Origin of the sequence: Nocardia sp. N2S4-5, from assembly GCF_044628355.1 — a bacterium.
GTDB lineage: Bacteria > Actinomycetota > Actinomycetes > Mycobacteriales > Mycobacteriaceae > Nocardia > Nocardia wallacei_B.
On record NZ_JBIUPM010000001.1, the window covers coordinates 2,512,975 to 2,538,588 of the forward strand.

The window sequence follows — 25,614 nt, forward strand, 5'->3', positions numbered from 1 at the left end:
GCACCGCCACACCCCCACCCGCGCGCCCGGGCCACCCCCGAGCGCAGCGCATCAGAGACCGGCCGCAGCGGTCACAATCGTCTTTGTCTCGGCAAAATTTGCCATCTCAACGCTGTTTGTGTCCGCGCAGGCCGGGGGTGTCAACGGGCCCGGGCGGCATCGAGTACTCGGTGGCAGGTCTCGATCGGGTCGGAGACGACGTCGGCGGTGGCCGCGGCGGCGGTGGCGGCGCGCCGGTACGACGGGTCGGCGATCATGCGCAGGACGGCCGACCGTATCGCCTCGCCGGTGAACGGGCGGACCACTATCGAACTGCCTTGGCGGGCAGCGCGATTCGCCAGTTCCCACTGGTCGCCGCCGCCGGGCACCGTCACGATCGGCACTCCTGCGAGCAGGGTTTTCGCCAGCAGACCGTGTCCGCCGCCGCCGACCACCAAGTCGGCGTGCCGGAGCAGTTCGTCTTGGCGGCCCAAACCTGCTGTGGCCCAGGGCGGCAGGTGCGCGGGCGGGGTGTGGATGGTCGAGACCGCGACCCGCACACCGGCGCCGTCGAGCGCGTCGAGCACGCCCTCGGCCATGTTCTCCACGCCCGTGTGTGCGGTCGAGGGCGCCACCATGACCAGCGGTTCGGCACCGGGCGGCAGCGGCAGTACGTCGTCGGTCGGCTCCCACAGCAGCGGTCCGACCAGGTGCGCGTGTTCGGGCCAGTCGGGCCGGGGGACCTCGAGTGCGGGCAGGCTCGCGATCAGGCGCGCCTGCGGTCCGGGATCTTCCGGCGGCAGGCCGACGCTCATCCGGGCCGCGGCGCGCTGCTGTTCGCCGCGATGGATCGCCCGGGCAGACAGGCCGCGCAGCACCACGTCCCGCGCCCGGCCGCGCAGGCCCTCCCCGGGTGCGAGCCCACTTCCGATGGGCGGCAACGCTTTCGACGGTAGATATAGCGGATGCGGCGACAGTTCCACCCATGGCACCCGTAGTCGTTCGGCGGCCATGCCACCGCCCGCGGTGAGAACGTCCGACACGACGAGTTCGGGCAGCATCGCACTCAGTTCGGGCAGGATCTCCGAGGAGATATGCGCGGCGCGCTGGTGGATGCGCTGTCCGGCGTCGCCCGGATCGTCCTCCGGGCGCGGGGCGAGTCCCTTCAGCCGCCGCACCCCGAGACCCGCCGCCCGCGCGGCGTCGAACCACACCGGCGAGGTGAACAGCACCGGCTCGTCGCCCGCCGCGAGAAACCGCAGGCACAGCGCGATCGCCGGGAACGCATGACCAGGGTCCGGCCCCGCGATGACAGCCACTCGCATGCGCCCCAGGGTGCCACATCCCCCGCATTCGCCTGCCACAACCCATGGTTCGCGAACCCGCGCGGTGTCACCGGAACACCGGCGGGCCGTCCGGTGACGACACCGAACGGCCCGCGGTCCCTGGCACAGGGACGTCTACATCTTGTTCACTGTCGACTTGTTCGACCCCGACACCGCCTTGTACAGCAGGTACAGCCCGAACACCACGAGGCTGATAATCAGAATCGGGAACAGCGCCTTGACCAGCGCACCGATCACGATCAGCGCCAGCCAGACGAGCGCGACGACGCCCAGGATCTTCCAGAACATGTCCACTTCCTCCCGAAGGTTTCCGAACCGCCGTCAGCGCGATCCGACTCCTCCATACTGACAAGCCGAAGCCCGAAAATCACCAGGTCACAAGCGATATCCGGGAAAGATCAGGGTTGTCCCCTAGACCGGATCAACGCCGGTCGGCAAGCTCGGTGAGCGCCTGGGCCCAGCCGTCCAGGCGGTCGGCGGCGTCGCGCAGGTCGGCCATCGCCCAGCCCAGATCGTCCGGGAACGCGGGGCTTTCGGGAACGGCGAGGATCCGGCTCGCGGAGGCGACCAGTTCCTCGTATTCCGCGACGCCGTCCAGCAGCCGGGCCACGGCCGCGTGGACATGGTCGGACGGCAACGGTGCGGACCGAGTCTTCAACTGCCCCACCAGACCGGCCGCGTGCTCCATGGCGACGATGTCGGCGGCCAGCGCGTGCAGGGCCGCGGCGGCGGAGTCGGCGGTGTCGAGAGTGTCGGTGAGATCGTCCGCGGGCAAGCGGCCGCCGTGCGCGATCTGCCTGCCCACGGCGTAGCACGCGCGCTCGGCCCGGACCAGCCGGGCGATCGGGTCGCGTGCGGCCGAGCGGATCGGCGGCAGCTTGCGCGGCACGAACGCGGCGGGCGGCAACGGGTTTCGCCGGAGTTCGAAATAGCGCTTGGTGGTCACGGCCGCACCCGTCACCAGGGCAGCGGCACCGCTGCCGACGACGATGACGGCCCACGCCGGAGCCGAGACGACCACCAGTCCCGCCGTGCCCAGCGCCGTCAGCCCGGAGGCGGCACTCAGCCGCAGGCTCCGCCGCCGCACCCGCCGACGCCGCCGCAATTCCCGCTCCCGCGGATCGGCCCACTTCCGCACCGCGTGCAGGGCGGTCTCCCCCACCTCACGCAACGTATCCGGCAACCGCCGCGCCTGATCGACCTGCTCCTCCGGCATCCCGGACTGCGCCAGCACCTCACGCACAAACCTCTCGCGCGCTGTCGCCCTCCGACCACCCGCACGCCCAGCCGCCTTCCGACCGGAAGCCGCACCGCCCGAATTACGCTCCCGCACACCGTCGGCGACACCACCGCCACGCCCGGCCGCCCTCCGACCGGATGCCGCAGCGCCCTGGCTACGCTCGCCGTTGGCGGCGTCACTGCCGGCTGCGTTGCCGGAGCGTGCCACACCCGGCGATTGCGGGGAGTGCGGCCGTTCTCGGGATCCCGGAGGCGAGTCGGAAGATGTTCTCCTGCCGGGTAGATCGGCGGGCGGGGCCGAATGGTCCGTGGGTACCCAGCCGAGGCCGGCGGCCGGGTGGGTACGGGAAGGGTTGGGCTGCACTACGTCCCTGGCTTCGTTCATGGGGTTGCCCGGTCTTGCAACCGATTCGAACGCAGGGCCGGTGTCGTGCTCCGCTTCGCGATGCTCGCCCGGAGGACGCCGGAACACGGAGGGGAACAATGCCTTCCAGGCGGGCTCGGCGGCCTGCTGAACCAGGGGCTCGCCGGGACCACGAGGCTCAGCGGGACCGCCTGCCCGGCGACCAAATCCCTGGCCGCGGGCGCGGTCGACCGCGGGCTCGTGGCGGGCCCGCGATCTACCCATGACCTCGTACCTCTCCGGCGGGCGAGCGTTACTGCTGCGCGGTCTGGCCCTTGTCGATCTGCGGCTGCGCGGCCGGGTTCGGGACGGCCTGCGGGGTGGCGGAGTCACCGGCGGGCAGCGAGTCGCCGCGCATGGAGGCGCGGATCTGCTCGAGCCGGTTGTGGCCGGCCATCTGGACGCTGGCCTGCTGCACCTCCAGCATTCGTCCCTGCACCGAGTTGCCCGCGAGTTCGGCGGCGCCCAGCGCATTGGCGTACCGGCGCTCGATCTTCTCGCGCACCGCGTCCAGGCTCGGGGTGCTGCCGGGCGCGGACAGCGTGGAGTCCATCGACTGCAGCGAGGCGCTGACCTGCTCCTGCATCTTCGCCTGCTCGAGCTGGCTGAGCAGCTTGGTGCGCTCGGCGACCTTCTGCTGCAGCGTCATCGCGTTCTGCTCGACCGCCTTCTTAGCCTGCGCGGCCGCCTGCAGCGACTGGTCGTGCAGCACCTTCAGGTCTTCGATGGACTGCTCGGCGGTGACCAGCTGCGCGGCGAACGCCTCGGCCGCGTTGGTGTACTGGATCGCCTTCTCGGAGTCACCGGCGGCCTGGGCCTGGTCGGCGAGCATGACCGCCTGCCGGGCATTGGCGTTGAGCTTCTCCACCTCGTCGAGCTGGCGGTTCAGCTTCATCTCCAGCTGACGCTGGTTGCCGATGACCGACGCGGCCTGCTGCGACAGGGCCTGGTGCTGGCGCTGAGCTTCCTCGATAGCCTGCTGAATCTGGACCTTCGGATCCGCGTGCTCCTCGATCTTGGAATCGAAGAGGGCCATGAGGTACTTCCAGGCCTTGACGAACGGATTAGCCATCGATTGATCCCGCCTCCATCTGACGCGCCGCGCTCCCGCGCGACTGTAGTGCGCGACCGTCACGCACCCCGTTGTCCCTATCCTCCACCGCGCGGCACCGGTATGGGCAGGACCCCGCCGGTTACCGAACGCTTATAGAGAATCTATCCGTTTCCGCTCCGTCGTACAGTGTTGCCGGCGCCGAACGGTGTCGGCGCCGGCAACTCCTGGTCACTTCGCCTGTACCAGTACCAGCTTTTCCGCCCTGGGCGCCGGAATCACGATGCGGGTCTCCTCGGCGATGGCACCGAGCGGAACCGACACGGTCGCGACCGCGGCGTCGGCGGGCGCGGCGGCCGGAGCCGCGGGCACGGGCCGCGCGGGCACCCCGTCCGCCTCGGCCATCGCCGCGCTCACGTCCGACAGCACCCGTGACAGCGGTAGGTCCAGCGCCTGGCAAATGGCCGCCAGCAGTTCGCTGGAGGCTTCCTTGCGACCGCGCTCCACCTCGGACAGGTAGCCGAGACTGACCCGCGCGGACGTGGATACCTCGCGCAGGGTCCGGCTCTGCGCGATCCGAGCGCGCCGCAGACTTTCCCCGATGGCCTCTCGCAGCAGCGTCATCTCGTTCTCCTCACGTTCTTTACTCGCCGGACCCGAGTTCCTGCAGTGACAACGTCACACGCCACCCGGTTGGTTCCCGGGTGCCGGCGCTCCCAGACTCCGGACGAGTTCGCGCACGGCCGCGCGCACGGCTTCCACCCTGATCGTCCACCGGTCGCCGGACAGTTTCAACCGCAACACCTCGGTGCTCTCCGGTCCGGCCAGCCCGAGGAACACCGTGCCGACCGGCCGACCGTCCTGCGGATCCGGTCCGGCGACACCGGTGAGGCCCACGCCCCAGTCGGCGGCACAGGCGGTACGCGCGCCCACGGCCAGCTGTTCGGCGGTGCTCGCGGCGACCGGACCGTCGGTGGCCAACGTGTGTTCGCTCACTCCGGCCAGGCTGTGCTTGAGATCGGTGGCGTAGACGATCAGTCCGCCGCGCAGCACCGTGCTGGCGCCGGGCACACCGGCGACGGTGGCCGCGAGCAGGCCCGCGGTCAGCGATTCCGCGGTGGCCAAGGTGAGGTCGCTCTGCCGCAGCAGCCGGACCAGTTCGGTGACGGGAATCGTCGCGACCAGCGGATCGTTCGGCGGCGGCACCGCGGTCACGACCGCCGGACCGGCCCGAATCGGAGCCGGGCCGCCTGCACCACATAGTCCAGGCCGGTGATCACCGTCAGCGCCACCGCCACGTACATCAGCAGCAGCCCCGCGCTCTGGAACGCGCCCGACAGCGGCAGCAGCATCACGCCGATGGCCAGCGACTGCACCAGCGTCTTCAATTTGCCGCCCCGACCGGCCGGAATCACGCCGCGCCGGACCACCGCCAGGCGCAGCAGCGTGACGCCGATCTCGCGCGCGCAGATCACCAGCGTGATCCACCAGGCCAGATCGCCGAGTGCCGAGAGCCCGATCAGCGCCGAGCCGATCAGCGCCTTGTCGGCGATCGGGTCGGCCAGTTTGCCGAAGTCGGTCACCAGGCCGTATTTGCGGGCCAGTTGCCCGTCGATGCGATCGGTCACGGCCGCGACCCCGAACAGCACCGTCGCCGCGATCCGCCAGCCGGTGTCGTGCCCGCCGGCGGCGAACAGCGCCAGCAGGAACAGCGGCACGATGAGGATCCGCAGCACGGTCAGGATGTTGGCGATGTTCATCAGCGGCACCGCCGACGGCTCCACGGTGCGGGGCGTGGCGGAGACCAGATTCGCGCGCGCTCGGCCCGTATCGACCCAGGCACTGTCCATATCGTCGCTCTGCACGCTCACCGGCACCCCCACCTGGGTACGCCGCGCCGGACCCCGGAATGTGGGGGCTCGGAGGCGGGCTGGCGGTGCGGCACTCCACCAGACTATCGGTTGTCCAGCCGACTACTGTGCACCCCATGACAACACGGGCCTCGCACAGTGATTCGATCGGCGACGCCGTGCCCGACGACCGCGCTCCCCAGCCCGCCGTGACCGCGCGGGCCCCGGGTCCGGAGTCGAGGGCCGGGGCGGGCGACCCGATCGTGCGACGCGCCCGGACCTCGGATGTGCCCGACATCAAGACCCTCGTCGACGTCTACGCCGGCAAGATCCTGCTGGAGAAGAATCTCGTCACACTGTACGAGGCGGTGCAGGAGTTCTGGGTGGCCGAGGTCGACGGCCGGGTGGTCGGCTGCGGCGCGCTGCACGTGTTGTGGGCGGACCTGGGCGAGGTGCGCACGGTGGCGGTGCACCCGAGCGCCAAGGGCAAGGGCCTCGGCCGCCTGATCGTCGACAAGTTGATCACGACGGCGCGCGAGCTGGAGTTGCGGCGGCTGTTCGTGCTCACCTTCGAGGTGGACTTCTTCGAGCGCCACGGGTTCGCCGAGATCGACGGCACACCCGTGACCGCCGAGGTGTTCGCCGAGATGTGCCGCTCCTACGACACCGGTGTGGCGGAGTTCCTCGACCTCAGCTACGTCAAGCCGAACACCCTCGGCAATACTCGAATGCTGTTGACCCTCTAGCTCTCAGGAAGTTCTCCGTGCCGATCTTCGCCGTCCACTACACCTACTCCGCGACGACCGCGCCTGCCCGCGACGAGCACCGGCCCGCCCACCGGGCTTGGCTGTCCGGGCTGGTGGACCAGGGCGTGGTGCTGTCGACGGGTCCCTACCCGGACGGCTCGGGCGCGCTGCTCCTGTTCCGCGCCGACGACGCCGCGGCCGTGGAGAAGCTGCTGGCCGAGGATCCGTTCGCCCAGCAGGGTCTGATCGACGCCAAGCGCTTCGTCGAATGGCAGCCGGTCATGGGCGCATTCGCCGAGTGAGGAGGCCCCGGAAATTCGGTTTCCCAAGGCATTTCGCGGTGCTACCGTCGATACATCACATCGGAACCAGTGGAAGGAGTCAGCGATGATCGGACAGCTCGCGCTACTTCCGGTATCCGGATTCCGCGGGACGAACGTCCGCAGCGGTCCCTGAGGTCCTGTCGCACGGACCCACACAGGGCCGCATTTCGGGCAATTCGCCACGGAGCGGCCCTTTTTCATGCCTGCGCCCTCCCGTCCGTGTCCCTCCCTCGTAGCCCAATCGGAAGAGGCACCGGTCTCAGGTACCGGCCAGTGCGAGTTCGAATCTCGCCGAGGGAACCGAATTTCCGCCCGCGCATCTCAGTGCCGAGACGGGTGTCAACGCCGACACCCCGCGCGGGCGCTTAACCTGGACCGATGCGATTGGACGAGCAGGAAGCCCTGCGACGTTTCCGGGCGGCCCGGGTAGCGCGGCTGGCCACGGTGAGCGCGACCGGGCAGCCGCATCTGGTGCCGGTCACCTTCGCGGTCGCCCCGGACGCACCGGTCGTCGTGATCGCCGTGGACCACAAGCCGAAGACGACGACCAACCTGCGGCGGCTGCGCAATATCGCGGCGCACGACCGGGTGTCGATGCTGGCCGACGAGTACGACGAGGACTGGACGCAACTGTGGTGGGTGCGCGCGGACGGCACGGCCCGCCTTCTCACCGAGGACGCCGATCGCGACGCGCCGATCGCCTGGCTCACCGCCAAATACCCGCAGTACCAAGGCAATAGGCCGCAGGGCCCGGTGATTCGAATCGATGTCGACGCCGTGACCGGCTGGTCCTACAGCGACTGAAGCGGTACCGAATGCGCGGACCACACGGTCACCGTGCGACCGTCCGGTTCGTACCGGAATAGCTGGGTATTCGCGCCTACCCCTACGTAATTCGCCATTCGCGACCGGCGCCGGGTAGGGTGGCCGCGAATGCCGGAGCAGGGCCGAATTCAGGGGGTTACATTGCGCGCACACGTTCTGGCCGGTGCCGTTGCACTGTCCGGTCTCGGAATGCTGATCAGCACAACGCTTTTCGCGGGCCCGGCACCAGCCGCCGCGGCCGCCGACCCGGAATACTACCGCCATGCCGACGGGTATTTCTTCACCACGGCGGACGGCAGCGTCGGCTGCGGTATCCAGGACACGCCACTGTCCGATCCGCCGGCCACCGCGGGTTGCCAGCAGCTCGCCACGCACGAGCGCGGCCGTACCGGGTGCGTTTCGAACGACGCCGATCAGCCCACCGAACCGACCATGATGCTCGGCTACACCGCCGCCGAACTGATCTGCCTGAAAGAGGGCCTCTTCCAGGGCGCCCATCCCGCCTACGTCCTCCCCGACGAGACCGCCCTCACGGTCGGCGATTTCACCTGCGCCGCCCGGGACCAGCGCGCCACCTGCACCAACAACGCCACGGGCCACGGTTTCCTGTTCGCCCGCGGCGTCAACCTGCGCTGGTAGCGTCGCCGCGCGCGACGTCGACGGTCGCCATGTGTTCCTCGGCCCAAGCCCGCAAGGCGGCGAGCGGGGTTTCGAGGGACAGCCCGAGATCGGTGAGGCGATAGTGCACCCGGGGCGGCACCGTGGGCTCGACGCGGCGGGCCACCAGCCCGTCGCGGGTCAGATTCTGCAGGGTGACCGACAGCATCTTCTGGGAGACGCCGGGCATGCGGCGGCGGAGTTCGGCGAAACGGACCTCGGCCGGGTGCGCCTCGGCCAGCAGCTTCACCACCATGGACACCCATTTGGTCCCGATGCGGTCGAGCAGCCGACGCGTCGGGCAGGCCGGGTCGAACACATCACCGCGCCGGGTAGTCACCTGGACCTCACCACCTGAGTCGAAAGTGCCGTCTTCACCGACCAGCATAGGTTTCCTACGGTCATGTGGTCACTATTAGTTACTCGATGAGGTGAGCCATGACGCTCCGAACGTCCCGGATCTCCGTGCGGCGGGTACCGGCGAACGGTCTCGATATCAATGTCGCCGTCGCGGGCGCCGGGCCGGCCGTGCTACTGCTGCACGGCTTTCCGCACACCTGGCAGTTGTGGCGCGAGGTGATCGACACGCTCGCGCACTCACACCGGGTGATCGCGCCGGACCTACGCGGGCTCGGCGCCACCGAGCGCTCGGTAGACGGCTACGACGCCGGAAATCTGGCCGCGGACGCCGCCGGACTGCTCGAGGAACTGGGCGAGCGCGAGGCCGCCGTGGTCGGCATCGATCTCGGCGCCCCGGCCGCCTTCCTACTGGCGATGCGGCGGCCCGACCTGGTCCGGCGACTGGTCGTGATGGAATCGCTGCTGGGCAGGCTGCCGGGCGCGGAGGACTTCCTGCGCGACGGACCGCCGTGGTGGTTCGGCTTCCACTCCGTCCCTGGTCTCGCCGAAAGCGTTCTGGCGGGACACGAATCGGAGTACATCGACTGGTTTCTGACCGCCGGGACCCGTGGCCGCGGCGTCCCCGGCGCGTTGCGAGACGCCTTCGTCGACGCCTACAGCCGTCCAGGCGCGTTGCGGGCCGCGTTCGCGCACTACCGCGCCATGCCCGACAGTGCCCGGCAGATCGAACGCGCCGTCGCCGAAACCCGTTTGCAAGTACCGACTTTGGCGATAGGCGCGCACCCCGTAGGCGACGCCCTCGCCCGCCAGCTCGCACCCCACACCGATGACCTGAGCGGTCACGTCATCCCCGGCTGCGGCCACATCATCCCGATCGACGGCGCTGCCGCCCTATCCCCGCTACTGACGAAGTTCCTTGCAGCACAGCAGAATCCGTCCTGCAACCAGGCTACAGCGGCATCAGGTGATGCTTGCGCGGCCCGTGCGTGACGCGCTTGTCGCGCAGCAGGCGCAAGGCCTTGCGAATCTCCAGCCGGGTACTGCTCGGCTCGATGACGGCGTCGATGTAGCCGCGCTCGGCGGCGATCCAGGGGGTGGCGACGGTGGCGTTGTAGAAGTCGATCATCTGCTGCCGCAACGCCGGACGCTCCTCGTCGGAGACCGCGGCGAGCTGACGGCGCTGTGTAAGCCCGACGGCCGCCTCACCACCCATGACGGCGATGCGGGCGGTGGGCCAGGCGAGATTGATTTCCCCGCCTAGCTGTTTGCAGCCCATCACCGCATAGCCCCCGCCGTAGGCCTTGCGCACCACCACGGTGACGATCGGGACGGTGGCCTCGACCACGGCGTAGAAGAACCGGCCGCCGCGCTTGATGACGCCGATCTTTTCCTCCTCGACACCGGGCAGCACGCCGGGAGTGTCGACCACGAACACCAGCGGCAACCCGAACGCGTCGCAGAGCCTGATGAAATGCGCCGCCTTGTCCGAACTGCGAGCATCGATCGCGCCGCTGGACACCAGTGGCTGATTGGCCACCACACCCACGCTGCGGCCGTCCACGCGGGCGAAGCCGGTGATCATATTGCGGGCGGCGGCATCTCCGACCTCGTGGAACTCGCCGTCGTCGAATATCCGCAGCAGTACGTCGTACATGTCGTACCCGGCGCGATCGGAATCGGGAATGATCGTGTCGAGTTCGCGGTCCGAGTCGGTGATTTCGGGCTCGAGGCCCGGATTGACGACGGGCGGCTGCTCGAAACAGTTCGACGGCATGTAGCTCAGATACGTCCGCGCCCACTCGAACGCCGCCGGCTCGTCCCGCGCGACATGATGGATATTGCCGTTCTCGGCCTGGGTGAACGCGCCGCCGAGTTCCTCGAGGGTGACCTCCTCACCCGTCGTCTCACGGATGATGTCGGGCCCGGTCACGAACATGTAGGCCGATTCGGTCGCGATCAGGACATCGGTATTGATCGGCGCGTACACCGCACCCGCGGCGCATTTGCCCAGCATCAGCGAGACCTGCGGCACCACCCCGGACAGTCCCAGTTGACGGCGGCTCATCGCCGCGTACCAGGCCAGCGAGGTCACCGCGTCCTGCACCCGCGCGCCGCCGGAGTCGTTGATCGCCACGAACGGGCAGCCGATCTCGGCCGCGAAATCCATTGCCGCGGCGACCTTGCGGCCGAACATCTCGCCGACCGAGCCGCCGAACACCGTCTGGTCATGGGCGATCACCACGACCGGGCGGCCGTCGACGGTGCCGTGACCGGTCACCACGCCGTCGCCGTACAGGGTGTCGCGGGAGCCGGGCTGCTTCACCAGCGCACCGATCTCGATGAAACTCCCGGCGTCGAGCAGCATGCCGATGCGCTCACGCGGGCTGGGAATCCCCTTCGCGGCCCGCTTGGCGATCCCCACGGCCCCGGCCGGTTCTCGCGCCATTTCCAGACTGTCTTGCAGCAGCTTCAGTTTCGCGGCGGTCGTCTCCAACGATGCGTCCTCCCTCGGTAACCCTCGGTTCGCTGTCCCACCGACAGTAGCCGGAAGAGACGCGTTCACAACTATGTGCACTGCAATAGACTCTCGGCCGTGTCGTCTACATCTATGCATCGCGGCCCGGACGCGACCTACCAGCGGCGAGCCGGGCGAGCGCTCGAGGAACGCACCAAAGTTATGATCGTCGCGGCGGCGGAACAGGTGATGACGGCGCCGGACGCGGGCGATTCGATCGCCCGCCTCACGACCGGCGACATCTGCGCGGCGGCGCGCGGCTACGTCCGGCGCGACGGCACGGAGGGGCCGATCCCGAAGGCCACCATGTGGAAGCACTTCAAGACGATCGCCGCCCTCGCGGCCGCGGTGGTCGACAAGATGACCGCCGAGAACCGTCCCGTGCCGGACGCGATCATCGAGTTGGCCGCGGGCGCGGGACACACCGAACGCCGCCCCGCCACTGTCGACGTGAAACGGCTGGAAGCACGATACTCCAGCCGGAACTACGAAATCGGGCAACTGGAGGAACAATTCGCGCATGCGGCCGCCCGGGACGACCGCTCCGACATGCTGTACTGGTCCGCCGAACTCGCCGAGCGCCGGCTGCGACAGCGTCGCCGAGGCGATCGGGAACCGATCGAGGCGGCCCGCGACTGGGCGCGCCGGGGTCTGCGGCTGGTCGACGTCGGCTCGCGACTGGACTGCATGATCGGCATCCGCTGTGCCCGCGCGGCGGCCGAGGCCGAGGCCGTGTTGTCGCGGCACGCGGAGTACGAGCCGACCGGGCTGAGCCGGATCCGCTCGATCAAGGAGACCGAGCTGGAACTCGCCGGGATCCTCGGCTGGGACTTGCATCGCGAACTCGCCCGCTTTCACGCCGAGCACGCCCGCGCCCTGGCCGAGGAGGATCCGGAACGCGAGACTCGGGCGATGCGGGCCGTCACGAGCGCGCTGATCGAATTGTGCGGTCCCGGCGCGGCCGGGGATCGAGATCCCCAGGACGGTCTGCGCGCGGAAGAACTCGGCGAGATCATCATCGAGTTGCGCCGCTTGGAGATGGCCTACGCCGCGCATCCGGAGTACGGGAATCTGTTCGCGGCCGCCTTCGGTACGGACGCGGCCGAAACGACCCGGGACCTGCTGGCGTGTTTTCCGGGCAGCACCGGCGGGCGACGGCGGCACGAGGGCAATGTGCGAGCGCTGTTGCGGCTGGACGATCGCACGCGGCGGCTCGCCCGGATGGCCGACGATACCGAACCCGCCGCGGTGATCGCGGCGGTCGAGAACTACGAGCACGCGTCGGTGGACATCCTCCGGACCGCCGAATTCGGTACCGTCCGTGACATTCTCGTCGCGCGCTACCTCACCGCCAAGGCCCGCGCCCTCGCGCTGAGTCAGGGCGATCCGGCCCGGCCGCCGAGCGCGGACGACTCACTGGTCCGGCCGAAACCGTCGGGACTGATCGCGGCCGCGATCCGCTACTACGACCACGCCGCCAAGGTGACCAGCACCCGCGGCGCCGACGGCGAGCTGCGCGCACAGGCCGCGCGCGCCGGTGCGGAACTGCGCGCTTCGAACCTGCTCGGCGCGGATTCGCCCGAAACCGACGCAGCCGGAGAGGGCGAGTTCGACCGCATCGTGCGGGCCATCAACGACCTGGTACTGATCACCGTCAGCCGCCGAAATCGCTTCACCGACAGCGAAGTTCAGCATCTGCTGGACATGGTCGACCCGATGTACTACTACATCACCTCGGGCCGGAACTGAACACGCCGAGGCGCTGCCCAGCCGCGGCGGCTCAGGTCCCGATCGCGGCGTTCATGATGGTGCCGGCGCTGGTGGCGACGATGCCGCCGACCATGGCGCCGATGACCATCTTCGGCGACGGGCCCGCGCCGATAGATTTGTCCCAGGCGAAACGCCCACCCGCATAGGTGATTCCGAGGACACCGGCCAGGATCACGAACCACGTGAAGTATCGGACGAGCTTCATCAGCTTGTCTGCGGCGGGCGGAGTCTCCGGGGTGGGGTTCCCGATCTGGGCGAGGAGGGTGTCGTGAACGGCTGCGAGAATCATGCAGTGACCTTTCGGATTCGGTAAACCGCTCTACCTGCCGCGAAAACATGAGTGCCAGAACGCGATCGACAACCGTTATCACGATACCGGTCCGGGAACCGCGGTGATGTCCGTTTCGATCGATTCGGGGTGTGGTGTACGTCTCGGCGGAACGCGCAGCCGCGCAGCCGGATTCGCTGACGAATCAACGAATCCTACCGTGCGGGCGACCAGCTCGGGTCAGTCCGCCATCGCGGGCGCAGGTGTCACCACGGCGGTCGAGATCTTGGGCAGCGCGTACGGGTGGTAGGCGCTCAGCCAGGCCACCAGCTCCTCGCGGACCGCGCAGCGCAGCGTCCACACGTCGTCGGCGTTGCGGGCCGACATGGAGGCGCGGACCACGATGCTGGTCGGCGTGCTGTCGGTGACCAGCAGGTTCCAGTCCCGGCCGTCCCAGTCCTGCCGCCGCCGCACGAAGTCGTGCAGGTGCTCGCGTAACGCGGCGACCGGGGTGCTGTGGTCGAGATGCAGGAAGACCGTGCCGGTGAGCTGCGGGCCGCCCTTGGACCAGTTCTCGTAGGGTTTGTTGTTGAAGTAGGAGACGGGCATGGTCAACCGGCGGTCGTCCCAGATCCGCACGGTGAGGAACGACAGGGTGATCTCCTCTACGGTGCCCCACTCCCCCTCGACCACCACGGTGTCACCGATCTTCACGGAATCGCCGAAGGCGATCTGCAGCCCGGCCATCAGGTTGCCGAGGGTCGACTGCGCCGCGACACCGGCGATGATGCCGATGATTCCGGCCGATGCCAGCAGCGAGGTGCCCAGCGTGCGCAGGCTCGGGAACAGCAGCAGCATCACCACGGCCGCGCTGGTCAGTGCCAGCACCGTGGTGACGATCCGGCGCACCAGGGTCAGCTGGGTGTGCAGACGGCGCACCCGCGCGGTGTCGGCGGTGCGGCCGGCGTATTTGTCCAGGGTGTTCTCGGCGACGGCATCGACGACGCGGATGGTGAGCCAGGCGGCGGCCAGGACCGCCGCGGTGGCCAGCAGATTGCGGATCACGGCGTCCTGGCGCAGATGCAGTTCCGCCAGCGGATAGGTGAATTGCAGTCCGGCCGTGGCCAACAGGAGCTGCAGGGGCAGCTGCACCCGGCGCAGCAGGCCCGGCAGTCGCGTTCGCGGGTGCTTGGTCGCGGCGTAACACAGCAGCCGGTCGATCAGTACGCCGACCGCCACCGTGACCGCGAGCGTGCCGCCGAAAACGATGAGCGGGCGTAGTACCTCATCCAAGGCGTCCAACTCCTTGCGACGGTGTTCGGGTGTGCCTCCCAGCCACGCTACCTACGGGTCGAGGCCTCGGAGCAACCCCGGAATTGCGGATCGGGCCGACTCGGTGGCCGGCCGCGCGGGCGGCGTGCCCGCAAATCCCCGCGCTCCCAGCGACTTCGGCGGACCGCGGCGGCGCACCGGGTGAGAGCCCGGGTCCGCGGGTGAACCTACTCACAAGGCATCGGCACGTTAGGGATCGTCGAACGGTGGTATCCGGGCACCGATCTGTGTCCGGAGCCACGCTGAGCGGCACGGTGCGAGCGGCGAAAAGGACTCCACCGCAACAACTTCCGGCGGCCCTACGCTTCGTCTTCGGGCTCCTCGGCGGCCGGGTCGCCACCCTTGATCGTGTACAGCAGGCCCTCCAGCTCGTCGGGCTTGATCAGCACGTCGCGGGCCTTGGAACCCTCGCTGGGTCCGACGACGCCGCGGGTCTCCATCAGGTCCATCAGGCGGCCCGCCTTGGCGAAACCGACGCGCAGCTTGCGCTGCAGCATCGAGGTCGAGCCGAACTGCGAGGTGACCACCAGCTCGACGGCCTGCACGAACAGGTCCAGGTCGTCGCCGATGTCCGGGTCGACGTCCTTCTTCTCGCCGGCCTTGGCGCTGGTGACGCCTTCCTGGTACTCGGGTTCGGCCTGGTTCTTGGCGAAGTCGACGACGCCCTGGATCTCCTCGTCGGAGATGAACGCGCCCTGCAGGCGGGTCGGCTTGTTGGCGCCCATCGGCAGGAACAGGCCGTCGCCCATGCCGATCAGCTTCTCCGCGCCGGGCTGGTCGAGGATGACCCGCGAGTCGGTCAGCGAGGAGGTGGCGAAGGCCAGCCGGGACGGCACGTTGGTCTTGATCAGGCCGGTGACCACGTCCACCGACGGCCGCTGCGTCGCCAGCACCAGGTGAATGCCCGCGGCGCGGGCCTTCTGGGTGATGCGCACGATCGCGTCCTCGACGTCGCGGGGCGCGGTCATCATCAGGTCGGCCAGCTCGTCGACGATGGCGAGGATGTACGGGTAGGGCCGGTACACCCGCTCGCTGCCCAGCGGCGTGGTGATCTGGCCCGACTTGACCTTCTTGTTGAAGTCGTCGATGTGGCGGACCTTGCTGGCCTGCATGTCCTGGTAGCGCTGCTCCATCTCCTCCACCAGCCAGGCCAGCGCGGCCGCAGCCTTCTTCGGCTGCGTGATGATGGGCGTGATCAGATGCGGAATGCCTTCGTAGGGCGTGAGTTCCACCATCTTCGGGTCGATGAGGATCATTCGCACCTCGTCGGGCGTCGCGCGCTGCAGCAGCGACACCAGCATCGAGTTCACGAAGCTCGACTTACCCGAACCGGTGGAACCGGCCACCAGCAGATGCGGCATCTTCGCCAGGTTGGCGGCGAGGAATTCGCCCTCGATGTTCTTGCCGAGGCCGATCAGCAAGGGGTGGTGGTCGTTTCGCGTCGAGGGCGCCTTGAGCACGTCGGCCAGGCGCACCAGCTCGCGGTCGGAGTTGGGCACCTCGATGCCGACCGCGGACTTGCCCGGGATCGGCGCCAGCAGCCGGACGTTCTCCGTCGCCACGGCATAGGCGATATTGCGGGCGAGGGCGGTGATCTTCTCGACCTTCACGCCGGGCCCGAGTTCCACCTCGTAGCGGGTGACCGTCGGGCCGCGCACGAATCCGGTGACCGCGGCGTCGATCTTGAACTGCACCAGCACCTCGGTGATCGCCTCGATCATCGATTCGTTGGCGGCACTGCGGCGTTTCGGCGGATCGCCGTCGATCAGCAGTGACATCGGCGGCAGCTGGTAGTCGCCCTCCACCTGCCGTTCGGTGACGAACTCCAATTGCTGCGGTGCGGGCGGGTCGGGGGTCTGGTCGACGACCTTGGGCAGCTTCTTGGGTTTCGGCTTGGGCGCGGGCTTTTCGGCCGCGGCCGCCTCGGCGGTCTCGGCGGCGATGTCCTTGGCGTCGCGCAGCGGCGGCTCTCCGATGACCTCGGTGACCGCGTCGGAGCCGCCGAATTCGTCGGTCGGATAGTTCTCCGCGGGGGTGCGGCCGCGGCGCCGGGACTTGCTTCCGTGCAGCGGGAAGCCGTCGGCGTCGAAGTTCTCCGGGTCGTAGAGACCGTATTGGCCGTCGTAGGAGTCGTATTCGTCGCCGCGGCTGCCCGTGCCGAATAGTTCGCGCAGCCGGTTGGGCACCTCGCGCACGGTGGTTCCGGTCAGCAGCAGCACGCCGAACACCATGGCGATCAGCAACAGTGGGACCGCGAGCCAGGCCGTCAGGCCGTCGCGCAGCGGGCCGCCCACCACGTAGCCGGCGAAACCCGCGGCGTGCGAGCGCCCGTGCGGATCGGTGGGCGCGCCCGCGGCGATGTGCCACAGCCCCAGCGCGGGAAGCCCGACCAGCAGGCCGCCCAGGACCAGGCGCGGCCGGATCTCGGGGCGAGGTTCGGTGCGCATCAGGATCACCGCGACGGCCACGGCGACGAACGGCAGCGCCGCCGAGGCGGATCCGGTGATCCAGCGGATCGCGGTGTCGACCGCGTGCCCGACCGGACCGCCCGCCGCCAGCCACACGGCCGCCGCGATGATCACGCTGAACGCGATGAGCACCAGCGCGATTCCGTCGCGCCGGTGCCCGTGCTCGATCTCCCCGGCGCGGCTCAGCGTGCGGGTGGTGGCGCCGACGCCGCGCACGAGCATCGACCAGCCGTTGCCGATCCCGCGCCCGAGCACGGCCAGCGGGGCCGTATTGGACCGCGCCCGCGGTGCGGGACGCCGCGTCGCGGAGGTGCGGCCGCGCGTGGTCGACCCGCGTGGCGTCGACCCCGTCCGTGATCCGGCGGAACGAGACCGCGCCGGAGCCCTCCCCCGGGTCGATCCCGCCCGCGCACGTGAGGTCGTGGTGCCGCGGGACTTACCTGCCATAGCCTCAGGCTAGCCGCAATCGCCCCATCCAGACCATCCGCAACACCCACACCACGAACATCACATAGTCCAGCCCCGCCGCTCACAGCCCGTTTTCGTCTCGGTGAGCAGGCCGAGTCGGCAATCGAACCGACCTCCGGGACCCGGAGGTGAGGCGGTGGCCGGTGCGGCTTCTGTTCCGGGTCAGACGCTGCGGTCGGTGGCGAAAACCGCCTTGACGTCCTCGTCCGGGCCGGTGGTCTCGAGGCGGACCTCGTTGCGGCCGAAGGCGTGCAGCAGGAGTTCGGAGGGTGGGCCGGTGAGGATCACCGCGTCGCCGCCGGCGTTGTGTGCGGCGACGCGCTCGCCCTGCGGGGTGGTCAGCACGACCGTGACCGGGGACTTGCGATAGGCCACGCGGGCCATCCGGCGCACCGCGTTCCACAGCTTGGCCTCGTCGGCCTCGCTCAATGTGCGTGGCTCCCAACCGGGTTCGCCGCGGCGCACGTCCTCGTGGTGGACGAACATCTCGGTGAGGTTGACCACCGCGTCCACCGGATACAGCGGCGACCACCACGGCGGGCCGGTGCGGACCTGCTCCAGCAGCTCGGTGAACGGCCGCCGGGCGGCGCGCTCCTGCACCGATTCCAGGTGGCCCGCAAGGGGTTTCAGCATGATGCCGGGTGCGGCGTCGGGGCGGCGCTCGCGCACCACCAGGTGCGCGGCCAGGTCGCGCACGGTCCAGGCGCCGCACAGCGTCGGTGCGTCGGGGCCCGCGGCGGTCATGGTCACGACCAGGGCGCGCCGCTCCCGTTGGGCCATACTCATGCGTTCGAGCCTAATCGACTCGCGGCCACCGGGACTGTGGCCGCCGACACACCCCTAGACCCCGAGCACGGTCGGCACGATCATCGGCCGCCGCCGGTAGGCGTCGGCGACCCAGCGGCCGACCACCCGCCGCACGCTCTGCGCGATGCGATGGGTATCGGTGACGCCCTCACCCGCCAGCCGCAACAATTCGGCCTCGACCAGTTCCTGCGCCGCGACCAGGGCCTCCGGATCGTCGGAGAAACCGCGACCGCTGACCTCCGGCGCGCTGATCGCCTTGCCGGTGGTCTCGTCGACGGCGACCGTAATCGCGATGAAGCCGCCCTCACCCAGGATCAGGCGGTCCGACAGCGTCGATTCGCCCACGTCGCCGACCGACAGGCCGTCCACGTACACCTGTCCGACCGGGAACCGTCCGGTGATCGAGGCGATGCCGTCCACCAAGTCCACCACCACGCCGTTCTCGGCGAGCATGACGCGGTCCTCGGGGACGCCGGTGGCGACGGCCAGCGCGGCGTTGGCCCGCAGATGCCGCCACTCGCCGTGCACGGGCATGGCGTTGGTCGGACGCACCGCGTTGTACAGGTACAGCAGCTCCCCGGCCGAGGCGTGGCCGGAGACGTGCACCTTCGCGCTCTGCTGGGTGACCACGGTGGCGCCGAGCCGGGCCAGGCCGTTGACCACTCCGAACACCGCGTTCTCGTTGCCCGGGATGAGCGAGGACGCCAGCACCACCAGGTCGTCGGCGCGGATGTTGATCTGACGGTGGTCACCACGGGCCATCCGCGACAGCGCGGACAGCGGCTCGCCCTGCGAACCGGTCGAGATCAGCACCAGCTTGTGCACCGGCAGATTGGCGGCCTGGTCCAGATCCACCACCAGCCCGTCGGGCAGTTCGAGGTAACCGAGGTCCTGCGCGATCTGCATATTGCGCACCATGGACCGGCCGACGAAGCACACCCGCCGGTCGTTGCGCTGCGCGACGTCGACCACCTGCTGGATGCGGTGCACGTGGCTGGCGAAGGAGGCGACGATCACCCGGCCCTTGGCCTTGCCGATGACGCTGTCGAGGACCGGTCCGATCTCGCGCTCGGGCGTCACGAAGCCGGGCACCTCGGCGTTGGTGGAGTCGACCAGGAACAGGTCCACTCCTTCGTCGCCGAGGCGGGAGAAACCGGCCAGGTCGGTGAGCCGGCCGTCCAGCGGCAACTGGTCCAGTTTGATGTCGCCGGTGTGCAGGACCAGTCCGGCCGGGGTGCGTATGGCGACCGCGATGGCATCCGGGATGGAGTGGTTGACGGCGAAGTACTCGCACTCGAACGGGCCGTGGGCGGTCTTCTCCCCCTCGGTGACCTCGAGCAGCTTCGGCTGCAGCCGGTGCTCGCGGCACTTGGCGGCGACCAGCGCGAGGGTGAACTTGGAGCCGACGACCGGGATGTCGGGGCGCAGCCGCAGCAGGAACGGCACCGCGCCGATGTGGTCCTCGTGACCGTGCGTGAGCACCACGGCCACGACGTCCTCGATCCGGTCCTCGATGGGCCGGAAATCGGGCAGGATCAGGTCGACGCCGGGCTGCTGGTCCTCCGGGAACAGCACACCGCAATCGACGATCAGCAGCTTGCCGTCGTATTCGAAAACGGTCATGTTGCGGCCGATCTCGCTGATGCCGCCGAGGGCGAACACGCGCAGTCCGTGCCGCGGCGGCGCCTCGGGCAGGCCCAGCGCGGGCGGGCCGGGCGGCGCCGGTTCGGACTGTTCGGCGCGCACTTGCTCGGCGCGCCCGCGGGCCTGCTCCGCCCGACCGCGACTCCCCTGCCTGCCCCGGCCACGGCGCTGCCGGTCGGGCCGCTCCGACTTTCCGGACTCGGCCGAAACAGTCTGCGGCGCAGCCTTTTCCGCCGCGCGCAGATCCCGCTCCGCGGCCTTGGCCAGCTGCCGCTCCTCACGCGCCGCGGCCTTTGCCTCCTGAGCGACCGAATCGACTTGCGACGGCGACTCGGCCCGCGGTGTCGTCGAGTCGGGCTGTGATGCCGGCTCGCGCCGCGGCGGCTCGGTGACGGCCTGCGGCGGCTTGGGCTCGGGGGCCCCGGCGGACCGGCTGGCAGCTCTGCGTCGCGGACGACGGCCTTCGGGATCACTCATGCGTAAACTCCTCCCGCCTCCAGCTCGGCGCCGATCAGATGCAGCACCTCGCCCTCCGGCATCAGTTGCGGCAGCCGCGGCTCACCCACCTCGACGCCGAGCAGCCGCAGCGACGCTTTCACCATCGCCACACCGCCGACCCGGGCCATCGCGCGCATCAGCGGCAGCATGCTCACATGGATCTCACGGGCGCCCGCCACGTCCCCGGCCAGGTAGGCATCGCGCAAGGACACCAGCCGTTCCGGCACGAGATGCCCGATGACGCTGATATAGCCGACCGCGCCGACCGACAGCCACGGCAGATTCAATACGTCGTCGCCGGAGTACCAGTCCAGGCCCGTCTCGGCGATCAACTCCGCGCCGACGCCGAGGTCTCCCTTGGCGTCTTTCACCGCGACGATGCGCGGGTGCTCGGCGAGGCGGCGGATCGTCTCCGGCAGGATCGGCACCACCGAGCGCGGCGGAATGTCGTACAGCGTCACCGGCAGATCGGTGGCGTCGGCGACCGCGGTGAAGTGGGCCAGCAGCCCCTCCTGTGCCGGGCGCGAGTAGTACGGGGTCACCAGCAACACTCCGTGCGCACCGGCCCGCTGGGCGCTGCGCGCCAATTCGATGCTGTGCGCGGTGTCGTAGGTACCGGCCCCGGCGATCACCGTGGCGCGCGTGCCGACGGTCTCGACGACGGCGTGCAGCAGATCGAACTTCTCCGACTCGGTGGTGGTCGGCGATTCGCCGGTGGTTCCGGACACGGCGAGCAGGTCGACACCCCGGTCGACCAGGCGACTCGCCAGAGCGACGCCGGCATCGACGTCGAGCTTGCCCTCCGCGGTGAAGGGCGTCACCATCGCGACACCGACCGTGCCGGACGCGCGCAACCCTGTCCGCGTCGAATCACCGTTCGTCATGGTCAGCAAGGCTACCCGGTCGGGGAACCGACATCGCACCCGTCGTCCACCTGGGCGCGGGGGACACTCGTCACACCAGCATCACGACAGCAATCGCGACGTCATTTTGCCGCTTGTATGACATCAGTAATGGCGTCATGCTGATGTCATGGATTTGAACACCTATACCGCGCGATTACGCGAGGATCTGGTCGCGGCGGCGGCACTCGGCGACGAGAAGACGCAGGCCACCGCCGCCGCCTTGGCCGCGGCCACCGAGAACGCAGCGCGGTTGACGCTGCTCGCGGCGCTGTCGGACCTGGCCGCCGAGATCAGCGAGGCACTGGGCGATCGAACCGTCCGCGTGTCGATGGACGGCACCGACGCCCGCGTCGATGTGCGGGCCGACGAGCGTCCGGACGAGACGCCCACTTTCGAAGATCTGACCGGTGACATCAGCAGGGTCACGCTCCGTTTGGTCGACCAGATCAAGTCGCGCGCCGAGCAGGCCGCCGCGCAGAACGGGATGTCACTGAATTCGTGGTTGTCCAGCACGGTGCAGGACGCGCTGCGCGATCAGATGCGCCGGGGCGGCCCCGGACGCTGCGACGACTGAGCCCACGCCGGGATCCCACGACGTCTCAGGTCGATACCGAGATGTTGCCGTCGGTGTCGATCTCGGTGCGGCGGTCGTGTTCCGGGGCGTTGGCGAGCACCGTCGCCAGCACCCGGCGGCCCGTCGGCAGCACCCGCACCGTGATCGAACCACCGTTGGCGGCGTCCAATTCCTTTGTTGCCGAGTCGATTACACGCTGACGCACCCACTGCGGCGCACCGGCGAAGCCCCCGTCGTCGAGCAGCACCACCTCGACGCCGCGGGAGCGAGCGCCGCGGGCCGCGCCGCTGAGTTCCTCGGTCACCAGTTTCGGCGCGCGCAGGCCGTCGCGCAGTTCCGCCTCCAGCAACCGGCATTCCTCGCGTTCCGCGGCGGTGAGTTCGGCGCCGTCGGCGATCCGCTCCAGGATCGGCCGCGCCACCCGGTCCAGCCGCGCCAGCTGCCGGATGCGCTCGCCGTCGGCGGCGGCCATGGTGGCCTCCGCGGCGGCGCGGATCGTGACTTCTTCGCGCAGGATCCGCAGCGTGCGCTGGGTCGGGCGCATGATCACCGCGAACACCGAGATGGCCGTGACCGTGCCGACCGGCACCAGGGCCGCGGAGATGGCGCCGTCGGCGCTGCCGATCCGGGCCGCCGCCACACCGTCGACCACCACCACCCCGGCGACACCGAGCCAGGCCGCCCGCAATCGGCCGCGCAGCACCAGCACCGCGAGCACGTAGGAGGTGACGAAGGTCGTCCACACCATGTGCCCGGCGTGCGCGGCATCCAGATGGGCGACGGTCAGCACCGTGGCGACCGGCCCGGCCGCGACCACGTACGCCGTGACCGGCCAGGGCAGCGGGTCGGTCGGCACCACCAGCACCAGCGCCCCCGCGATCACCTGCACAACCAGCGCGATCAGCACCGCCCACAACGGCGAGGCCGACAAGTTGCGCAGCATGTACAGCACGATCGTCAATTCCAGGATCAGCAGGAACAGCCAGGCCGCACCGCCACGCAGGCCGAGCAACTCCCGCAAACCGAACCCCGCGGCGACATCGGGGTCCCGGAAGTCAGTGCGAACCATCGCCGCCCCACACCAGCGTCACCGTCGTCCCCTCCCCCGGCTGCGATTCCACGAAGCCGGCGCCGCCGGCGAGCTGCCGCATCCGGCCCAGGATGCTGACCGAGATGCCGAGCCGGTCCGACGGCACCCGTCGCACGTCGAAACCCGCTCCGTCGTCGGTGAAGACGAGCCGGATACTGCCCGCGCTGATGGTGCAGGTGACGGTGCGATGCACGGTCCGCCCGGGGATCGCCGCGTGCCGCAGGCTGTTTCGGACGGCCTCGCCCAGCGCCGAGGCCAGCGTGGTGGCCGCGTGCACCGGCATGCGCAGGTCGTCGAAGCCGGGCCAGGTGCGGGTGGCGAAGCGGATGCCCGGATTGATCTCGTGCACGGCCGAACGCAGGAAGATGACCGCCGCGCGGGCGTCGAGGACATCGGGTTCGCGGGCGGCGACACGGATCTCGTCGAGCTGTTCGAGGGTGCGTTCGGCCTGGCGGCGCAGCACCGCCGACTGCTCGTTGCCGCGGGAGGCGTCGAGCAGGGTGGAGAGCACGGCGTCATGGATCAGCGCGGCGAAGCGGGACCGTTCGTGATCGCGGGCCGAGGCCGCGGCCGACGATGCCGCCTGCCGGCTGGCCCGCGCCGACTCCCGGTCCACGCGAGCGGTCGCGCTCAACGCGCTGGCCACGCACCACAGCAGCAGCGTGGACAGCCCGAAGGCGCGGGCGAACGCGCTGACCGCCGACATCGCCGTGAGGTCCTCGACCAGGTAGACGTTGCTCGCCGCCACCGCCACCGAACCGACCAGCAGGTACCCGGCCGACAGCAGCACCGGCCAGGCCAGCGCGGCGGTCAGCATGCCCAGTGGCAGCATCCGGTACACCCACATCGAGGCCGCATCCACGGTGTGGGTCTGCAGGGCGAACGGCAACGTGGCCAGACCGGCCAGGTAGCCCACCGCGATGAACCCGGCGACCGCGCGAATAGCCTTGGGCCGCAAGCGAATCGACACCGCCGCCAGGACCGGGAAGCCGCCGAACACCAGTGTCGCCGCGACCGGCGCCCACCAATCCGGCGCATGCCGGCTCTGGGCGATGATCTCGGGGAGGTCGACCAGGCCCATGATCATCCCGCCGATACCCATCGACAGGCCCAGCCGCCGGACGATCCGGTCGAATGCCACCGCGCCGGCGTCCTCGCTCACCGAATGGCCGCGCCACCACGTCCCCGCCCGCACCAGCGGACCCGCCCGGACGATCGGTGCCTCCGTCGTGCCGACAGCGATCATGCCCGGGGGTTGCCGCGTTCGGGCACCGGTAGCCAGCCGTCCTCCACCGCCCGCTTGTACAGGTCGGTCTTGGTGGGGGCGGGCCGACCGGCATCGGCGTACTTCTGGCGGATGCGCCCGAGATAGTCGTTGACGGTCTGCTCCGAGAGCCCCGTCAGCCGCGCTACCCGCGATGCCTTCTCTCCCGACGCGTACAGCGTGAGCACTTCCTGCTGGCGCGGGCTGAGCCCGACGTCCGAGAGCTGCGGGTCTCCGTCGATGGCGGCGGCCCAATCCGTGGTCACCACCTGCTCCCCCGAGGCGGCCGCGCGCACCGCCGACACGACGGTCTGCACGTCCTCCGACTTGCGCACCACGCCCAGCACACCCGCACGCGCGGCCGAACGCACCAGGAACGGATTGTCGGCGCCGGTGAACACCAGCACCTCGAGGCCGCGATCGCGCAACGCGCGCACGTTGTCCTGCGGCGTGGAACCGTCGGCCAGCCGCAGATCCAGCACCACCAGATCCAGCCGCGGCGCCGCCGCGAGCAGCTCACCCACCGTCCCGGCGGTCAGCACGAGTTCGAGATCGGCCTCCCCCGCCAACATCGAGGCCAGACCGAGCGCCACGGACTCGTGGTCCTCGACCAGTCCGATCCGGCGCGGCTGCGACGTCACCGGTTGCTCCGGCGTCCCCTGCTGTATCGCGTCCACGGCCACTCACCCCTTCTCAGAATCCCGAACACCTGGCCCGGCGACCGACCCCGCGCGCAAGCCAACAGGCACCGGAACGTTGTTTCGTCGAGTATGCCGGTGCGGAGGGCTCCAAGTCAGCCACAAGAAATCGGGGGGTGGGTGTTTTGGCGCCGCCTTCGGCGGGGGTGTGCGTGGATGTGTCTTCTGAGGTGATGCGCTCGGGCCAGAAGAAGGTGCCGATGATGACCGCCAGCGGCAGGCCGATCACTACGACGAATCCGACAACGACGCCCATGTCACGGCTCCGTGGTCTCGGTGGCGACGACCACCGGCGGGTCTACGTCGATCACATAGAGCGGCGCAACTCTGGCGCTCATCGGCCCGACATCGAATTCCTCAGGGCTCACCGGCCATCCGTCGGGACCCACGAATGACCAGGTTCCGTCACTGTGGTGCAGATAGCCGAGCGGGCCGCTGTCCGGCGCGGGCGTGGCGTTTCCCAGTTCGCCCCATCGTGCGGGTGTGGTCATGTCCGCCCCTTCTGGTCGTCCGGCTGGCGTCCACCCGTCACCT

27 protein-coding genes and 1 tRNA gene are annotated in these 25,614 nt (G+C 69.7%); 8 read left to right on the forward strand and 20 right to left on the reverse strand.

Going from position 1 to position 25,614, the window contains the following annotated elements; translation table 11 throughout:
- Positions 1 to 140 precede the first annotated feature (140 nt).
- The 7 genes from ACFMRZ_RS11105 to pgsA form a co-directional block, all read right to left on the reverse strand.
- Complete coding sequence (locus ACFMRZ_RS11105) at positions 141 to 1,304, reverse strand: glycosyltransferase (protein ID WP_400179069.1); 1,164 nt, start codon at positions 1,302 to 1,304, stop codon at positions 141 to 143.
- Positions 1,305 to 1,439: 135 nt separating this feature from the next.
- On the reverse strand, positions 1,440 to 1,613 hold the full coding sequence (locus ACFMRZ_RS11110) for a hypothetical protein (RefSeq protein ID WP_280271014.1): 174 nt from the start codon (positions 1,611 to 1,613) through the stop codon (positions 1,440 to 1,442).
- A gap of 133 nt (positions 1,614 to 1,746) precedes the next feature.
- Positions 1,747 to 2,568: a hypothetical protein gene (locus tag ACFMRZ_RS11115; RefSeq protein WP_400179070.1), complete on the reverse strand. Its 822-nt coding sequence runs from the start codon at positions 2,566 to 2,568 to the stop codon at positions 1,747 to 1,749.
- Between the two features lie 652 nt (positions 2,569 to 3,220).
- The gene (locus ACFMRZ_RS11120; RefSeq protein WP_187687793.1) at positions 3,221 to 4,039 is read right to left on the reverse strand and encodes a PspA/IM30 family protein; all 819 of its coding nucleotides are present in this window, start codon (positions 4,037 to 4,039) and stop codon (positions 3,221 to 3,223) included.
- 210 nt (positions 4,040 to 4,249) lie between these two features.
- Positions 4,250 to 4,642, reverse strand: a complete 393-nt coding sequence (locus ACFMRZ_RS11125) for a helix-turn-helix domain-containing protein (RefSeq protein ID WP_400179072.1) — start codon at positions 4,640 to 4,642, stop codon at positions 4,250 to 4,252.
- A 54-nt stretch (positions 4,643 to 4,696) separates the two neighbouring features.
- Positions 4,697 to 5,233: a CinA family protein gene (locus ACFMRZ_RS11130; protein ID WP_400179074.1), complete on the reverse strand. Its 537-nt coding sequence runs from the start codon at positions 5,231 to 5,233 to the stop codon at positions 4,697 to 4,699.
- Entirely contained in the window at positions 5,230 to 5,889 is a 660-nt protein-coding gene (pgsA, locus tag ACFMRZ_RS11135) for a CDP-diacylglycerol--glycerol-3-phosphate 3-phosphatidyltransferase (RefSeq protein WP_400179075.1), read from the reverse strand. Before pgsA ends, ACFMRZ_RS11130 begins: the two co-directional genes overlap by 4 nt.
- Before the next feature lie 116 nt (positions 5,890 to 6,005).
- On the opposite strand from pgsA, the gene ACFMRZ_RS11140 reads away from it, so the two are divergent.
- The 5 genes from ACFMRZ_RS11140 (at position 6,006) to ACFMRZ_RS11160 (ending at position 8,401) form a co-directional block, all read left to right on the forward strand.
- Positions 6,006 to 6,614, forward strand: a complete 609-nt coding sequence (locus ACFMRZ_RS11140; protein WP_400179077.1) for an amino-acid N-acetyltransferase — start codon at positions 6,006 to 6,008, stop codon at positions 6,612 to 6,614.
- 17 nt (positions 6,615 to 6,631) lie between these two features.
- Entirely contained in the window at positions 6,632 to 6,916 is a 285-nt protein-coding gene (locus ACFMRZ_RS11145; RefSeq protein ID WP_280362826.1) for a YciI family protein, read from the forward strand.
- 247 nt (positions 6,917 to 7,163) lie between these two features.
- Positions 7,164 to 7,237: transfer RNA gene (locus tag ACFMRZ_RS11150), tRNA-Leu, on the forward strand.
- Positions 7,238 to 7,315: 78 nt separating this feature from the next.
- Complete coding sequence (locus ACFMRZ_RS11155) at positions 7,316 to 7,741, forward strand: TIGR03668 family PPOX class F420-dependent oxidoreductase (RefSeq protein WP_400179079.1); 426 nt, start codon at positions 7,316 to 7,318, stop codon at positions 7,739 to 7,741.
- Between the two features lie 210 nt (positions 7,742 to 7,951).
- Positions 7,952 to 8,401 (forward strand): hypothetical protein, encoded by a 450-nt coding sequence (locus ACFMRZ_RS11160; protein WP_400179081.1) that lies wholly within the window; start codon positions 7,952 to 7,954, stop codon positions 8,399 to 8,401.
- Here ACFMRZ_RS11160 and ACFMRZ_RS11165 read toward each other — a convergent pair.
- Complete coding sequence (locus ACFMRZ_RS11165) at positions 8,385 to 8,759, reverse strand: winged helix-turn-helix transcriptional regulator (protein WP_400179083.1); 375 nt, start codon at positions 8,757 to 8,759, stop codon at positions 8,385 to 8,387. The genes ACFMRZ_RS11160 and ACFMRZ_RS11165 overlap by 17 nt on opposite strands.
- 98 nt (positions 8,760 to 8,857) lie before the next feature.
- On the opposite strand from ACFMRZ_RS11165, the gene ACFMRZ_RS11170 reads away from it, so the two are divergent.
- Positions 8,858 to 9,769 (forward strand): alpha/beta fold hydrolase, encoded by a 912-nt coding sequence (locus ACFMRZ_RS11170; protein ID WP_400179085.1) that lies wholly within the window; start codon positions 8,858 to 8,860, stop codon positions 9,767 to 9,769.
- On the opposite strand, the gene ACFMRZ_RS11175 is transcribed toward ACFMRZ_RS11170, so the two are convergent.
- Positions 9,729 to 11,225, reverse strand: a complete 1,497-nt coding sequence (locus tag ACFMRZ_RS11175; protein WP_400182827.1) for an acyl-CoA carboxylase subunit beta — start codon at positions 11,223 to 11,225, stop codon at positions 9,729 to 9,731. The genes ACFMRZ_RS11170 and ACFMRZ_RS11175 overlap by 41 nt on opposite strands.
- A gap of 147 nt (positions 11,226 to 11,372) precedes the next feature.
- Here ACFMRZ_RS11175 and ACFMRZ_RS11180 point away from each other — a divergent pair, with 147 nt between their 5' ends.
- Positions 11,373 to 13,043 carry a hypothetical protein gene (locus tag ACFMRZ_RS11180; RefSeq protein WP_400179087.1) on the forward strand — a complete coding sequence of 557 codons (1,671 nt, stop codon included), beginning with the start codon at positions 11,373 to 11,375 and terminating at the stop codon, positions 13,041 to 13,043.
- A 31-nt stretch (positions 13,044 to 13,074) separates the two neighbouring features.
- Here ACFMRZ_RS11180 and ACFMRZ_RS11185 read toward each other — a convergent pair whose 3' ends face one another.
- The 6 genes from ACFMRZ_RS11185 to dapA form a co-directional block, all read right to left on the reverse strand.
- Complete coding sequence (locus ACFMRZ_RS11185) at positions 13,075 to 13,353, reverse strand: hypothetical protein (protein WP_400179089.1); 279 nt, start codon at positions 13,351 to 13,353, stop codon at positions 13,075 to 13,077.
- A 219-nt stretch (positions 13,354 to 13,572) separates the two neighbouring features.
- Complete coding sequence (locus ACFMRZ_RS11190; RefSeq protein ID WP_280362831.1) at positions 13,573 to 14,625, reverse strand: mechanosensitive ion channel family protein; 1,053 nt, start codon at positions 14,623 to 14,625, stop codon at positions 13,573 to 13,575.
- 338 nt (positions 14,626 to 14,963) lie between these two features.
- Positions 14,964 to 17,579, reverse strand: coding sequence for a DNA translocase FtsK (locus tag ACFMRZ_RS11195; protein ID WP_400179091.1), 2,616 nt, complete (start codon positions 17,577 to 17,579; stop codon positions 14,964 to 14,966).
- A 183-nt stretch (positions 17,580 to 17,762) separates the two neighbouring features.
- Positions 17,763 to 18,386, reverse strand: a complete 624-nt coding sequence (locus ACFMRZ_RS11200) for a TIGR03085 family metal-binding protein (RefSeq protein ID WP_400179093.1) — start codon at positions 18,384 to 18,386, stop codon at positions 17,763 to 17,765.
- Between the two features lie 54 nt (positions 18,387 to 18,440).
- Positions 18,441 to 20,528 carry an RNase J family beta-CASP ribonuclease gene (locus tag ACFMRZ_RS11205; protein ID WP_400179095.1) on the reverse strand — a complete coding sequence of 696 codons (2,088 nt, stop codon included), beginning with the start codon at positions 20,526 to 20,528 and terminating at the stop codon, positions 18,441 to 18,443.
- Positions 20,525 to 21,433: a 4-hydroxy-tetrahydrodipicolinate synthase gene (dapA, locus tag ACFMRZ_RS11210; RefSeq protein ID WP_280271346.1), complete on the reverse strand. Its 909-nt coding sequence runs from the start codon at positions 21,431 to 21,433 to the stop codon at positions 20,525 to 20,527. The genes ACFMRZ_RS11205 and dapA overlap by 4 nt, the downstream gene beginning before the upstream one ends.
- Positions 21,434 to 21,581: 148 nt before the next feature.
- On the opposite strand from dapA, the gene ACFMRZ_RS11215 reads away from it, so the two are divergent.
- The gene (locus ACFMRZ_RS11215) at positions 21,582 to 22,028 is read left to right on the forward strand and encodes a hypothetical protein (protein WP_280271345.1); all 447 of its coding nucleotides are present in this window, start codon (positions 21,582 to 21,584) and stop codon (positions 22,026 to 22,028) included.
- Positions 22,029 to 22,053: 25 nt separating this feature from the next.
- On the opposite strand, the gene ACFMRZ_RS11220 is transcribed toward ACFMRZ_RS11215, so the two are convergent.
- From ACFMRZ_RS11220 to ACFMRZ_RS11240, 5 genes are read right to left on the reverse strand one after another with little or no spacing between them, the layout of a single operon-like run.
- On the reverse strand, positions 22,054 to 23,097 hold the full coding sequence (locus ACFMRZ_RS11220) for a hypothetical protein (protein ID WP_400179097.1): 1,044 nt from the start codon (positions 23,095 to 23,097) through the stop codon (positions 22,054 to 22,056).
- A complete protein-coding gene (locus ACFMRZ_RS11225) occupies positions 23,084 to 24,364 on the reverse strand; it encodes a sensor histidine kinase (RefSeq protein WP_400179099.1) in 1,281 nt (426 codons plus the stop codon). The genes ACFMRZ_RS11220 and ACFMRZ_RS11225 overlap by 14 nt, the downstream gene beginning before the upstream one ends.
- Complete coding sequence (locus ACFMRZ_RS11230; protein WP_400179101.1) at positions 24,361 to 25,023, reverse strand: LuxR C-terminal-related transcriptional regulator; 663 nt, start codon at positions 25,021 to 25,023, stop codon at positions 24,361 to 24,363. Before ACFMRZ_RS11230 ends, ACFMRZ_RS11225 begins: the two co-directional genes overlap by 4 nt.
- 52 nt (positions 25,024 to 25,075) lie before the next feature.
- A complete protein-coding gene (locus tag ACFMRZ_RS11235) occupies positions 25,076 to 25,336 on the reverse strand; it encodes a hypothetical protein (RefSeq protein ID WP_400179103.1) in 261 nt (86 codons plus the stop codon).
- Position 25,337: 1 nt separating this feature from the next.
- Positions 25,338 to 25,571: a hypothetical protein gene (locus tag ACFMRZ_RS11240; RefSeq protein ID WP_400179105.1), complete on the reverse strand. Its 234-nt coding sequence runs from the start codon at positions 25,569 to 25,571 to the stop codon at positions 25,338 to 25,340.
- Between the last annotated feature and the right edge of the window lie 43 nt (positions 25,572 to 25,614).